The organism is Nocardia vaccinii NBRC 15922 (assembly GCF_001613305.1).
GTDB classification, from domain to species: Bacteria; Actinomycetota; Actinomycetes; order Mycobacteriales; family Mycobacteriaceae; genus Nocardia; species Nocardia vaccinii.
This window is the reverse complement of sequence record NZ_BDCC01000050.1, coordinates 70849-83896: the sequence shown is the minus strand read 5'-3', so window position 1 is coordinate 83896 and position 13048 is coordinate 70849. Positions and strand designations below refer to the sequence as shown.

Sequence of the window (13048 nt, the reverse complement as noted above, 5' to 3'; positions counted from 1 at the left end):
TGCGAACCAGCGGGCGGCGCATTTCACCCACGGCGGGTGAAGACCTTCGCCATCGTGACGCCATAGCCCGCGGGCCCGGCCTGCCGGATTCCCCTCGGCCGCACCCGAACACCGGACGGGACCACCGCAACAGCGGTGACCTGCCCGGCCGAGGGTGCGGCGATCACTCGATCGGAGCGATCAGGGCACTACCCACCCGATCGGTCCGTCCGAGTGGAAGCCGTGCGCGACGAGCCCGGCCTGCCCGGGCGAGGTGTCGATGGCCGCGGCCCAGCGGTTGTTGTAGCTGTAGCGCAGCAGCGGGTGATCACCGATCTCCGGGGCGTTGTCGATCCAGCCGATCACGCCCTCGTCGGCGACCGCGGGGTTCTTGATGTCGCGGTCCGCGATCGCCAGCAGGTACGACGGATGCTCGCTGGACTGGAGCCGCAAGCGGTGCACCGCCACCCGGTTGGGGCCGGCGGTGGTGTGCAAGCGGCCGAGATCCTCGACCTTGGTGAAGCGATACTTGCTCACCGCGGCCGACGCCTCGGACGGGTTGGTGGTGAAGAAGAAACCGGTGTTCCGCGGATCGCGCGACCCGTCGTTGACGGTCGCGAACTCCTGCAGGGTGACCAGGCGGTCCGCCACCGGCGCGGCAGGAGCGGCATCGGCCTGGGGCAATGCACCGGGCGTCGAGTACGTCATCGACGCGAAAGCCAGTGCGGCCGCGAGACCTCCGGCCAATCCGATCCGAACAGTGAACCTCTTCACGTGAAACCTTTCGTCCGACCACGGAAACAATTCAGGCACAGTGTAATTGCCTCAACCGTTCATACCACTGCGGATGAGGCCGAAACTGGCGTCGGGGCATATCCGAAACAACTGGTCAGCGAGGTTCGGCAGTAGTTTCTTGTAGGACCGCCGCTCCCGAACCGCCGATGGCGGCGACGACAGCCGATAGGGTCGTCTCCATTCGGGCGCACATGCGCCGTGTGGCACCGATGCCGCGAGGGAGTGTTGTCGTGAAAGTGCATCTGCAGGTGGATGGTTCGCCGGAGAAGGTATCGCGGCACGCGCGGGATATCGCCGAACTCGGCGCGGACGGGCTGTTCACCTTCGAAGGGCCGCACGACGCGTTCTTTCCGCTGGTGGTCGCCTCGGGAAGCACGAGTGTCGAGCTGATGACCAATGTCGCCATCGCCGGACCCCGGAGCCCGATGCATCTGGCGCACGCGGCATACGATCTGCAGTGCTACAGCCGTGGCCGGTTCCGGCTGGGCCTGGGGTCACAGATCAAACCGCATATCGAGAAACGGTATGGCGCTACCTGGGACAGGCCGGTCGCGCGGATGGCGGAAACGGTCGCGGCGGTGAAAGCGATCTTCGCGGCATGGGAGGGTGCGGAACGGCTGAATTTCCGCGGGGAATTCTTCACACATACGCTGATGCCGCCGAACTTCGACCCCGGCCCGAACCCGTACGGCCCGCCGCCCGTTCTGGTCGGTGCGCTCGGCCCGCGGATGACGGCCATGGCTGCGGAGACGGCCGACGGCCTGCTGGTGATGCCGTTCAATTCCACCCGCCATTTCGCCGAGCGCACTGTCCCGGCCGTGCAGACGGGACTTCGGCGAGCGGGGCGGGACGCCGACGACTTCCGGATCATCGCCCAGGTGATGGTCGCGGTGGGTCGCACCGAACAACAGCTGGCCGCGGCGGTCGAGGGTGTGTCCGGGCTGATCGCCTTCTACGGGTCGACCCCGGCTTATCTTCCGGTGCTCGAGGTCGAGGGCTGGGCCGAATTGATGCCCGAGTTGAACGCGCTGTCCAAAACCGGACAGTTCGCGCGGATGCGCGCCCTGATCACGCCCGAGATCGTGACCACGCTGGCCGTGGTCGGCGACCCCGAGGAATGCGCCGACCAGATCCGCGCTCGATTCGCCGGACGTGCGAGCGAAGTGTGCTGCTATTTCCCGGGTTACCGAGAAGCACCGGCCGACGTCGCCGACCTCGTCGCGGCGCTGCACGCCGGCTCGGCGTGAGCGGACCCGCGAATCACCGTGGTTCAGGGAGCGATGCCCCGTGATCCGACGAGACGCTCGGCCTCTTCCTCGGACTGGGCGGCCGGGGAAATAGGCGTAGACGCCGAAGTCGTACCACTCGGTGATGTTGCCGATGCTCGCCGCGCCGATGGCCCGGCGGATGATCGGCGGATCGGTGACGACGATGTCGTCGAGCGACCACCGCCTCGGACGTTCGCGCGGGATCAGCACATTCACCGGACACGACCTCCTCGGGCTCACAACCGACCATCCCGATTCTCGACCGCGCGGCGCCCGCCGAGCACATCCACACCTCTCGGCGAATACTGTCCGGCCGGGATCAGCTTTCCCGGGCTAGGTGATCGCCAGCGATTCGCGAGCGAACCTCCCCGGACCGGACATCTGTTGTCCATGCGGCCCGACGACCACGACGGCGGCTGGCAGACTGTTCCACGCGCGGCGAACGCGCGTCCCGAGTCGAGATCGGAGCGAACGATGCAGGCGATTCGTTTCAGCCGGTTCGGCGGTCCGGAGGTGCTCGAGGTCGTCGAGTTGCCGGATCCGCATCCGGGGGCCGGCCAGGTTCGGATCGCGGTGCGCGCGGCCGGGATCAACCCGAGCGATTGGAGGAAGCGGGCGGGCCTGATGGATCAGCAGCTCCCGCAGACCATGGGCTACGAGGCGGCGGGCGTGGTCGACGAACTCGGCGAGGGCGTCACGGACGTGTCCGTCGGCGATCGCGTCTTCGGCTTCGCCGCCCGGGAGGGCACCCAGGCCGAACTGGCGGTGCTGTCCCACTACGCGCCGATCCCGGCGGCACTGGACTTCACCGGCGCCGCCGCACTCCCGGCCGCCATCGAGACGGCCACCCGCGCGCTCGACCAGCTCGGCGTCACGGAAGGTGTGACGCTGCTGATCAACGGCGCGTCCGGAAGCGTCGGCAGCGCCGCGGTCCAGCTGGCGGTCGCGCGGGGCGCGCGGGTGATCGGCACCGCTGGTCCGGCCAATCAGGAATACGTCCGCTCGCTCGGCGCCGAACCGGTCGGCTACGGCGAGGGCCTCCTGGACCGGGTGCGCGCACTCGCCCCCGCCGGCGTCGACCTCGCACTCGACGTCGCCGGCCGCGGAACCCTACCCGATCTCATTGAAATCACCGGTGGCGCAACACATGTCATCACGATCGCCGATTTCGCCGGAGCCCAGGAACACGGCGTGCGATTCAGCCGCGGTGATTCCGGACGCGCGCTGCACGTCATCGACGAGATCGGCGAACTGATCGACTCCGGCCGCTTCGCACTCCCGGTCGCCCGCGCCTTCCCGCTGACCGAGGTCGCCGAAGCGCATCGGCTGGGTGAACAGGGCGCCGTGCGCGGGAAACTGGTGCTGCTGGTCGACTGAGTTCCGCTCGATTCGTGACGACTCATTTCGTGACGACGTTCACCAGTCTCGGCGCGCGCACGATCACCTTCGTCATCGGGCGACCGGCCAGCGCGTCGACGACGGTGGCCGAGGCCAAGGCGAGTGCGCGCAGTGCCGTCTCGTCGATGCCGGTGGGCACCCGCAGGCGGTCGCGCAGTTTGCCGTCGATCTGCACGATGCAGGTCGTGAAGTCGCGTTCGAGCAGCGCTGGATCGGCCGTCGGCCAGCCCGCATCGGATACCGAGGGTCGGTGTCCGAGACGTTCCCAGGACTCCTCCGCGGTGAAGGGCGCGAAGCACGAGGACATCCGGACCAGCGCCTCGACGCCCTCGCGGACGACCGGATCGGCCGGTCCCGGACCGCTGTCGACGGCCTTGCTCAGCAGATTGGTCAGCTGCATGAGCTGAGCGATCGCGACATTGAGACGTTTTCGCTCCATCAGCGCGGTGGTGCCCGCAACCACCGCGTGCACATCTCGACGCAGCGCGGCGCTCGCCGCGGAAGGTTCGGGTGCACTCGAAGCGGACCCGATGTCGACAGCCAGTCGCCATATTCGCGCGAGCCATCTGACCGCGCCGTGCGGGGAGACATCGGCCCAGTCGACATCGTCCTCGGGCGGCCCGGCGAAGATCATGGTGACCCGCACGGCGTCCGGGCCGTACTGCCGGATCTGGCTCTGCAGGTCGACCAGATTGCCCAGGCTCTTGCTCATGGCCTTGCCGTCCATGAGCACCTGCCCCTGATTGGTCAGGCGGGTCATCGGCTCGGTGAACGGCAGCAGCCCCAGATCGTGCAGCGCCTTGGTGAGAAAGCGCGCGTAGAGCAGATGGCCGGTGGCGTGCTCGCGACCGCCGATGTAGTCATCCACCGGCAGCCACCGGGCGATCTCGGCGGGGTCGAACGGGCCCTCGGTGAAATGCGGATTCGGATAGCGCAGGAAATACCAGGACGAGTCGACGAAGGTGTCCATGGTGTCGGTGTCACGCCGAGCCGCCGCGCCGCATCGCGGGCACGACACCCGAACCCAGTCGTGCGCACTGGCCAGCGGTGCGCTGCCGTCCGCCGGCCGCAGCTCGTAGCCGCTGTCCGGCAGGCGGACCGGCAACTGGTCCTCGGGCACCGGCACCTCACCGCATTCGCCGCAGTGGATGACGGGAATCGGTGTGCCCCAATATCTCTGCCGGGACAGCAGCCAGTCTCGCAGCCGATAGGTGACCGCACTCCCGCCGATACCCCGCTCGGTCAGATCGGCGACGATCGCCGCGCGGGCCTCGTCGCTGGAGAGTCCGGTGAAGCGGCCGGAGGACACCATTATCCCCGCACCATCGGCGGCCACGCCCGTTCGCGCGGGATCCGCGGCGCCGGTGTCGATCACCGTGCGAACCGGAATCCCCAGTGCCCGAGCGAAATCCAGGTCGCGCTGATCATGTGCGGGCACAGCCATGACCGCGCCGGTGCCGTAGGTCGCCAGCACATAGTCCGCGGCGTAGATCGGAATCGGTTCGCCGGTGGCCGGATTGATCGCGTACCGGCCCAGGAATACGCCCGTCTTGGCCCGATCCGTGGCCAAACGCTCGATATCGGTACCCGCGGAGACTTGGCGGACGTAGGCATCGAACGCGTCGCGGCACTCCGGTGCGCACAACCGCGCGGCCAGCGGCGCGTCGAAGGCGATCACGAAAAATGTCGCGCCGAACAGAGTGTCGGGTCGCGTGGTGAATATGCGCACCGGCTCATCGCGACCCTGGACGGTGAAATCGATGTGCGCGCCCTCCGAACGTCCGATCCAATTGCGTTGCATGGTCAGGATTTCCGCGGGCCAGCCCGGCTCGAGCTGGACCATATCGTTCAGCAGCCGCTGGGCGTAGTCGGTGATCTTGAAGAACCACTGAGTGAGCGCGCGTTTGACCACCTCGGTCCCGCATCGCTCGCAACGTCCCCCGACGACCTGCTCATTGGCCAGCACGGTCCGATCGCGCGGACACCAATTCACCAGGGCGTCATCGCGATACGCCAGACCGCGCTCGTACAGCCGCAGGAACAACCACTGGTTCCACCGGTAGTACTCCGGATCGCTGGTGTGCAGACGGGTACTCCAATCGAACGAGATACCCAGCCGCCGAAAGGAATCCGCCTGCGTCGCGATATTGGCATAGGTCCATCCGCGCGGGTCCAGGCCCCGCGCCAGAGCGGCGTTCTCGGCCGGAAGGCCGAAGGAGTCCCAACCGACGGGGAACAGCGTGTCGTAACCCCGCATCCGGGCGAACCGCGCCATCGCGTCGCTGATCGAGAACACCTCGGCGTGCCCCATGTGCAGATCACCGGACGGGTAGGAGAACATACTCACCACGTAACGCCGCTGCCGGTCCCGCTCATCGGCGCGCCGATCCACCGCGAAGGTGCCGAGTTCGTCCCACACAGCGAGCCATTTGTCGATCACGGCCTGCGGATCGTAGGTCTCATCGCTATCAGCGGTGTCGAAAGTGTTCATCGCTCGGGCTCCGCTCGGGAATCACATCCGGGTGAGACAACTCGATCACAAGCCGCGGCCGCGGCGCCACCGGATATCTCGCGAGGCATCCGCCCATCTCGCCGTAACCCTTGCTCCGGTGACGAGCGGCCATGTCGTGACGCGTTCGTACTCCCGATTCCGGACCTCGAAAGCCGCCGGACCGGACGCACGCGGTAACGGTCGCCACCCCGATCACAGCCGGGCTGGAATGGCTGGGACATCCCCGGTGTTGTTCGGGCGACCGGATTTCGACAATCGAATCGCCGAATCGGAAGGGAATATGCTCCATGTCACAAGAATCGGTCGGTGATCCCTCGATCCGCCTCGACGGATTGTTCACCGAGTTCGACACGGGATCGCTGCGGCTGCGGAACCGGTTCGCGATGGCCCCGATGACACGGGTGAAATCGCCTGGCGGAGTGCCTAATTCGGAGAACATCGAGTACTACCGGCAACACGCGGCGGGCGGTGTGGGGCTGATCATCACCGAGGGGACCTACGTCCGCGGCCCGGCGGCCGGACCGCTCTCGAGTGTGCCGCGGTTCTACGGCGAGGACAGCGCGGCGGGCTGGCGGGCGGTGGCCGACGCGGTGCACGCCGAGGGCGCGGCCATCGTGCCGCAGCTGTGGCATACCGGCGTCGACCGAGGCAACGAGCCCGAGTTCGAACCGGAGACCCGGTCGGTGAGCCCGTCGGGAATCGACCACACCGGAGCGCCGGTGGGGCGGGCACTGACCGCCGATGATCTGGACACTCTCATCGCCTCGTATGTGGAGTCCGCGGTACTGGCTCGGCGGCTCGGCTTCGACGGTATCGAGATCCACGGCGCGCACGGCTATCTGCTCGACCAATTCTTCTGGGCCGCAACCAATCACCGCACCGATGACTACGGCGTGACCCCGCGTCGCCGCGCGGCGTTCCCGGCCCGCGTGGTCGCGGCCGTGCGCGAGGCCGTCGGCCCCGGCTTCCCGATCATCTACCGCTATTCGCAGTGGAAGGGCGTCGACTACACGGCCCGGATCGCCGAGGGCCCGGGCGAGCTCGAGGAGTTGCTCACCCCGCTCGTCGACGCCGGAGTCGACATCTTCCACACCTCGCTGCGACGGCACTGGTTGCCCGAATTCACCGACTACGCGGAGGATTTGAGCCTTGCCGGGTGGACCAAGAAGATCACCGGCCGGCCGGTGATCACGGTGGGGTCGGTGGGCGTGGACAGCGTCTTCCGTGGCGACGAGATCGACGAGACCCAGGCCGAACGCTTCCGCTTCCTGAACGAACAGTTCGAGCGCGGCGAATTCGACGTCGTCGCCCTGGGTCGTGCGCTGCTCGCCGATCCGGAGTGGGTGAACAAGGTTCGCGACCAACGGCTTTCGGATATCGTCCCGTTCCGGTAGTTCGCGGCGTCGGTCTCGGCCGAGTACGCGAGCCCGGAGCGACGCCGACCGCTCGACGTATCCGACATCGACGCCGTCGGGATGGTCGTGCTGATCACTGGCGCAACGACTTTCAGCTGGCTGCCCCGACGGCGCACGTCTGGCCGGCCCGGGATCTCGGGCCCACCGGCCGCGCATATCGGCGGCCGCCGCGAGACCGCGGGAATGAACGAACCGCGCGCCCGATCCGGTTGGAGCGGGCGCGCGGATTGTTCCGGTCGACCGGAAGTGGTTGCCTATCAGCGCATTCGACAGAAGGTGACGTAGTGGTCGCCGGTGTACCAGGCCGATCCGTCGTCACCGGTGACGATGCGCTCGGCGTCGCGGTTGTGACCGGACACCTTGCGGTTCACGTCCCACTCCTGATAGCGAATGGTCTTGCCGCTGCCGTCGGTCTTGGGAAGGTTTCCTTCGCGATCACTCCAGGTGGTGCCGCCCTTGGTGCCCGAACCGTCGTTCGGCGGCCACTGACCGGCGTCGATCAGACTCAGCGTCCGCCGGGCCTGATCGGGGATCGAGCACGCGATCGGGCGCGGGTCGGTGGCGCTCTGAGCGGCAACCGGGGCGGTACCGGTCCGGTGCGCAGTACCGAGGCCGCCCAGCAGTACCGACAGCGCGACCAGTGTGGCCATCGTCGCCGCCGCGAGCATCGAGAGAGGTCTGGTCCACCCTTTTTCGGGCGACGGGGTGTCCGGCGATATCGGGTCGTTCGTCATCAAATACCTCGCAATGGTCGTCGATACACCGGCGCCGCTCCGACACCCCCGCACCGAATGTACTGGCGGCGCAATCCGCATCGGACGACGCGCAGCCGAGCAACCGGACAACAATAGATGTCGAATTCGCATATCCGGCCTCCAGCGAGCCGCCTGGGTGCCGCGAGCGTACCGCGTAGTACACCGAACAGGACCGGCTCGACCCGCGCGCCGAACAACGCGATATCCATCAGCGGCTCGCCGATGCCATGCGGGCGGGCACCCCGACCGGCGATCCGGCCTCGTGGACCTCGCCGAACGCCACCGGCCCCATCTCGAACGCTGGTTCCACGACTGCGATTACGACGTCCACCGGGAGCCGGTCCAGGACCACCGAGCCAACCGCCGCCTCGGCCACAACCAGGGATAGCGGTGCACATCGCACTGCGGCGCAATAACATCGAATATCGAGCGCAAGGCCGTGACACCGTGGAGGGCCCGATGGATCGAACCACCTGTCTCATCGCCGGTGGAGGTCCGGCGGGAATCGTGCTGGGACTGCTGCTGGCCCGCGCCGGAGTCGAGGTCACCGTGCTGGAGAAGCATGCGGACTTCCTGCGCGACTTCCGCGGCGATACCGTGCATCCCACCACCCTCGACCTGCTCGACGAGCTCGGGCTGGGCGAACGCTTCGCGAAACTGCCGCAGCGCCGGTTGACTTCGGTGCAGCTGCCGATCCGCGGGCAGATGTTCACCGTCGCCACCATGGACCGACTACCGGGACCGCACCGGTACATCGCGATGGTGCCGCAGTGGGATCTACTCGATCTCCTTGCCGGAGAGGCGAATTCGGAGCCGACGTTCCGGCTGCGAATGAACACCGAGGCGACCGATGTGATCCGCGAGGACGGATGCGTGGTCGGCGCCCGATATCGCACCCGCGACGGCGACGTCGGCGAGATCCGTGCGGACCTCACCGTAGCCTGCGATGGGCGGACCTCCGCGTTGCGGGCGGCGGCGGGGCTCGGATCACGGCGCTGGTCAACGCCTTTCGACGTGTGGTGGTTCCGAATTCCGCGCCACGGCAGCGACCCCTCCGGCGCCGTCGGATTCCTGACGCCGCGTCGGGTCGCCCTGCTGTTCGACCGTGGCGAATACTGGCAGTGCGCGACATTGATCGGCAAGGGCAGCGATCCCGCGTTGCGCAGCGGCCCCATCTCGGAGATCATGCGTCCGCTCACCGACATCGTGCCCTGGCTCTCCGATCGCACCGATGCCCTGTCGAGCTGGGACGAGGTGAAATTGCTCGACGTCCAACTGGATCGCCTGGACCGTTGGTACACCGACGGCCTGCTGTGCCTGGGCGACGCCGCACACGCCATGTCGCCGGTCGGCGGCGTCGGCATCAACCTGGCCGTCCAGGACGCGGTAGCGGCCGCGAGAATCCTTGCCCCCAAACTTCTTTCAGGTCGACTGAGCACCGCCGACCTGGCCCGCGTGCAACGCCGCCGCCGTCTCCCCACCGCCGTAACCCAGGGCCTGCAACGTTTCCTGCACGCCCGCGCTATAGCCCCGGCCCTGCAAGGCCGCCTGAACATCTCCGATAACTCCAACCCCCCACTCCCCCTCCGCCTTTTGCGCCGCACCCCCTTCCTCCGCGACCTCCCACCCCGCCTGGTAGCCCGGGGAGTCCGCCCCGAACACGCCCCCGGATTCGCGCGCCGCCCGTCCTGACCAGTTCCGGGGGACGCGAGATCGCCGGGCCGTGCAGCCGGCGATCGTACGGGGTTCCTGATTCCGGTCAGAAATCGTCGGCACATCCGCACGAGCCGCGCGTGCGCAGGCCGGCTTCCAGCGATACCACACCGGGATCTGTTGTGCCGGTGTCGATCTGGTCGAGCAATAGTTGTATCGCCAGTTCGCCCATGCGGCGGGTGGGCTGGACCATGGTGGTCAGACCGGGGCGGGTGTAGCGGGCGTATTCGATGCCGTCGAAGGCGACCACGGCCAAATCGTCGGGGACGCGCAGTCCGGCGTCATAGGCGGCGCGGAGCATACCCATCGCCTGTAGGTCGCTGGTGACGAAGACCGCTGTGGGGCGGCGGGGTGCGGCGAGGAGTTCGGACAGGGCGCCGTACCCGGCCGCGCCGCCGAAATCCGTCCGGACGATGGGACCTTCGGGTAATCCACCGGCGGACAGGGCATTTCGGTACCCCTGCACGCGATCCTCGGCCGTGGAGACGTGCGGTCCGCTCAGACAGGCGATCTCGCGGTGCCCGTGCTCGATCAGATGGCTCACCGCCGCCCGCGCACCACTCACCGAATCGCACATCACGTGCGTGAACCGGGCCGGATCGATGATGCGGTCCACGGCCACCAGGGCCATCCCGGCCTCGGCGCACGCATCGCCGACGCCGGTCTCCCAGGACGATGAAATAGCGAGCAGCCCTTCGACTCTCCGATCGATGAACGTCCGCACATACGCCTGTTCGCGTTCGGAATCACCCGCGGCATTGCCGACGAACAACGGATACCCGCGTGCGAACGCGGCCGCCTCGATGACCGCGGACAGTTCGGAGAAGAACGGGTTCGCGCCGTCGGGGATCACCATGCCCAGCGCGTGTCCGCGATTCATCCGCAGGCTGCGCGCGGACATATTGGGCCGGTAGCCCAGTTCGGCGATGGCGGCCTCGATCCGCGCCCGGGTCGCCGGTGCGACCTGACGCGGCCCGCCGTTGAGCACGTAGCTCACCAACGCGGGCGAGGTACCGGCCAGACGCGCTACATCCGCGCGTGTCACTGCCATTCGGATCTCTCCTCGTTCTCGGTCACGGTCCGATTCCACGCTATTGCGCCCAACCCCTTGACAGTCGGTGACTCAGGTCACAGACTACTCATCAATTCGTGTTGATCAACACGAGTTGATCAATTGAGTGATAGGTCGAACACCCATGAATGCTCGATTCAGGCGTGCGATGGCGCCGCTTGTTCTCGTCGGCGCGCTCGCCGCGGCCGCCTGCGGGCGTGGCGATCACAGCAGCTCCGGGGATTTCAAGATCGCCATCGTCACCCGCAACTTCACCAACCCCTACTGGGCGGCGTTGCGCGACGGGGCCATGGCCGAGGCGGCCAAGCTCGGCGTCAAGGTCACCGTGCAGGCCGGGCAGTCCGAAACGGACGCCGACGGGGAGAACGCGCAGATCTCCACCATGGCCGCGCAGGGCTTCGGCTGCTTCGGGGTCGTGCCGGTGAACGGCACCAACGTCATCACCCCACTCACCGCGGTCGCCCGCAAGAACATCCCGATCCTCGATCTGGACACCCAGATCGACCCGGCCGCTTCCAAGGCCGCCGGGGTCTCCTACGCGAGTTTCATCGGTTCGGACAATGTCGAGGCCGGTAGGACCGCGGGCCAGAAACTGCTCGAAGCCCTCGGCGGCACGGGCAAGGTCGCGGTTCTGCAGGGGATCGCCGGTGAGCAGAACGGCATCAACCGCGACAAGGGCTTCGCCGAGGCCGTCGCGGGCAAGCTGGACATCGTCCAGGAGGCGCCCGCGGATTACGAGCAGGACAAGGGCCTGCAGGTCACCGAGGCGATCCTGAAGGCGCATCCGGATATCACCGGCATCTTCTCCGCCAACGACACCATGGGCCTGGGCGCGGCGCAGGCGATCAAGAACGCGGGCCGCACCGGGCAGATCAAGGTGATCTCCGTCGACGGCATCCAGGCCGCGCTGGACGCGGTCAAGGCGGGCACCCTCTACGGCACCGTCACCCAATACCCTTATGCCGAAGGGCAACTCGCGGTGCAGGGCTGCCTGGCACAGCATCAGGGGAAGAAGCTGCCCGACCGCGTGGTCTCCCCGATCGCGTTCATCGGCAAGGACAATGTGGATCAACAGATCACGGCGTTCCCGCGGCCGATCGTCACCTTCGACAACCCGCTGGAAGGACTCCTGAACAAGTGAGCTCCACGGCAGATATCGCACCCGCCGATCCGGGCGGCGCCGCGGAAGTCGGTACGCGTGAGGGGCGCACCGAAATCCCGGCCAAGCTCGCCGAATACGCGGCGCCGATCGCGCTGGTCCTGCTCTGGGTGGCCTTCTTCATCGCCACGCCGGACTTCCTGACCCTGGCCAATATCGGTGACCTGCTGGTGTCCGCGTCGATCCTGACCGTGCTGGCGCTGGGGCAGCAGTTCGCGGTCACCGCCGGCGGCATCGATCTGTCGGTGGGCGCGAATCTGCCTTGGGCCGCAGCACTATTGGGCTACACGACCAGCCACGGCTATCCGATCGCGGTCGGCATCGTCGTGGCGATCGTGGGCGGACTGGTCGTCGGCGTGATCAACGGCGTACTGGTCGGACGGCTGCACATGACCGATTTCGTGGTCACCCTGGGCATGCTCAGTGTGCTCAGCGGCTTGACATTGCTACTGACGCACGGCAATACCACGGCGGTCAATTCGGCCTTCCTGCAGAAACTCGCGCTGGACGGCATCGGTCCGGTGCGCTGGTTCTGGCTGCTGGCGCTGATCGCGGCACTCGTGGTGGCGGGCATCATCTTCCGCACCCGGATCGGCACCCATCTGCTGGCCACCGGCGGACGTCTGGAGGCCGCGCGCGATACCGGTATCGCGGTGAATCGCATCCGGCTGTTCGCCTACGCGATGTCCGGACTGCTGTGCGGGGTCGCCGGGGTGATGCTCGTGGCGCGCAACGGCGGTGCGGATCCCTCGCTGCAGACCACCTATCTGCTGAGTTCGATTGCGGCGGTGGTGCTCGGCGGATCGTCGCTGGCCGGCGGAAAGGCGTCGGTGCTGGGCACTGTCGCGGGTGCGGTGCTGTTCACCTCGCTGATCAATGGGTTCACCATCCTGGGCATCTCGCAGTACTACCAGCCGGTCGCGGTCGGCGCGGTGCTGCTGCTGGCCGCCGGGATCTCCCGGTTCCGAAAGTAGGCGCACCC

11 protein-coding genes are annotated in these 13048 nt (G+C 67.4%); 6 read left to right on the top strand and 5 right to left on the bottom strand.

Annotated elements, in window-relative coordinates:
- Nucleotides 1–180: 180 nt before the first annotated feature.
- Nucleotides 181–753, bottom strand: a complete 573-nt coding sequence (locus NV1_RS28300; protein ID WP_067897929.1) for a hypothetical protein — start codon at nucleotides 751–753, stop codon at nucleotides 181–183.
- 251 nt (nucleotides 754–1004) lie between these two features.
- Here NV1_RS28300 and NV1_RS28295 point away from each other — a divergent pair, with 251 nt between their 5' ends.
- Nucleotides 1005–2021: a TIGR03617 family F420-dependent LLM class oxidoreductase gene (locus tag NV1_RS28295; protein ID WP_067897926.1), complete on the top strand. Its 1017-nt coding sequence runs from the start codon at nucleotides 1005–1007 to the stop codon at nucleotides 2019–2021.
- Nucleotides 2022–2516: 495 nt separating this feature from the next.
- Nucleotides 2517–3419, top strand: a complete 903-nt coding sequence (locus NV1_RS28285) for an NADP-dependent oxidoreductase (RefSeq protein ID WP_067898018.1) — start codon at nucleotides 2517–2519, stop codon at nucleotides 3417–3419.
- A 22-nt stretch (nucleotides 3420–3441) separates the two neighbouring features.
- Here the strand turns inward: NV1_RS28285 and leuS are convergent, their stop codons facing one another.
- Nucleotides 3442–5931: a leucine--tRNA ligase gene (leuS, locus tag NV1_RS28280; protein ID WP_067897920.1), complete on the bottom strand. Its 2490-nt coding sequence runs from the start codon at nucleotides 5929–5931 to the stop codon at nucleotides 3442–3444.
- A gap of 308 nt (nucleotides 5932–6239) precedes the next feature.
- Between leuS and NV1_RS28275 the strand changes: the two genes are divergently transcribed.
- Nucleotides 6240–7346 (top strand): NADH:flavin oxidoreductase, encoded by a 1107-nt coding sequence (locus tag NV1_RS28275; RefSeq protein WP_067897916.1) that lies wholly within the window; start codon nucleotides 6240–6242, stop codon nucleotides 7344–7346.
- A gap of 278 nt (nucleotides 7347–7624) precedes the next feature.
- Here the strand turns inward: NV1_RS28275 and NV1_RS28270 are convergent, their stop codons facing one another.
- Both NV1_RS28270 and NV1_RS43885 read right to left on the bottom strand, forming a co-directional pair.
- Nucleotides 7625–8101, bottom strand: coding sequence for a guanyl-specific ribonuclease (locus NV1_RS28270; protein WP_157117419.1), 477 nt, complete (start codon nucleotides 8099–8101; stop codon nucleotides 7625–7627).
- Between the two features lie 229 nt (nucleotides 8102–8330).
- Complete coding sequence (locus NV1_RS43885; protein WP_157117418.1) at nucleotides 8331–8525, bottom strand: hypothetical protein; 195 nt, start codon at nucleotides 8523–8525, stop codon at nucleotides 8331–8333.
- A 56-nt stretch (nucleotides 8526–8581) separates the two neighbouring features.
- Between NV1_RS43885 and NV1_RS28265 the strand changes: the two genes are divergently transcribed.
- Nucleotides 8582–9814 (top strand): FAD-dependent oxidoreductase, encoded by a 1233-nt coding sequence (locus NV1_RS28265; protein ID WP_067898015.1) that lies wholly within the window; start codon nucleotides 8582–8584, stop codon nucleotides 9812–9814.
- 67 nt (nucleotides 9815–9881) lie between these two features.
- Here the strand turns inward: NV1_RS28265 and NV1_RS28260 are convergent, their stop codons facing one another.
- Nucleotides 9882–10886 (bottom strand): LacI family DNA-binding transcriptional regulator, encoded by a 1005-nt coding sequence (locus tag NV1_RS28260; RefSeq protein WP_067897911.1) that lies wholly within the window; start codon nucleotides 10884–10886, stop codon nucleotides 9882–9884.
- A 169-nt stretch (nucleotides 10887–11055) separates the two neighbouring features.
- On the opposite strand from NV1_RS28260, the gene NV1_RS28255 reads away from it, so the two are divergent.
- Complete coding sequence (locus tag NV1_RS28255; RefSeq protein ID WP_245713966.1) at nucleotides 11056–12048, top strand: sugar ABC transporter substrate-binding protein; 993 nt, start codon at nucleotides 11056–11058, stop codon at nucleotides 12046–12048.
- Nucleotides 12045–13040, top strand: a complete 996-nt coding sequence (locus NV1_RS28250) for an ABC transporter permease (protein WP_067897905.1) — start codon at nucleotides 12045–12047, stop codon at nucleotides 13038–13040. The genes NV1_RS28255 and NV1_RS28250 overlap by 4 nt, the downstream gene beginning before the upstream one ends.
- Nucleotides 13041–13048: the final 8 nt, after the last annotated feature.

What these genes read in the sequence shown, in the direction of transcription:
- NV1_RS28285 (WP_067898018.1), top strand. Translation starts at nt 2,517, where the DNA reads ATGCAGGCGATTCGTTTCAGCCGGTTCGGCGGTCCGGAGGTGCTCGAG.
- leuS (WP_067897920.1), bottom strand. Translation starts at nt 5,931, where the DNA reads ATGAACACTTTCGACACCGCTGATAGCGATGAGACCTACGATCCGCAG.
- NV1_RS28275 (WP_067897916.1), top strand. Translation starts at nt 6,240, where the DNA reads ATGTCACAAGAATCGGTCGGTGATCCCTCGATCCGCCTCGACGGATTG.
- NV1_RS28270 (WP_157117419.1), bottom strand. Translation starts at nt 8,101, where the DNA reads ATGACGAACGACCCGATATCGCCGGACACCCCGTCGCCCGAAAAAGGG.
- NV1_RS28265 (WP_067898015.1), top strand. Translation starts at nt 8,582, where the DNA reads ATGGATCGAACCACCTGTCTCATCGCCGGTGGAGGTCCGGCGGGAATC.
- NV1_RS28260 (WP_067897911.1), bottom strand. Translation starts at nt 10,886, where the DNA reads ATGGCAGTGACACGCGCGGATGTAGCGCGTCTGGCCGGTACCTCGCCC.
- NV1_RS28255 (WP_245713966.1), top strand. Translation starts at nt 11,056, where the DNA reads ATGGCGCCGCTTGTTCTCGTCGGCGCGCTCGCCGCGGCCGCCTGCGGG.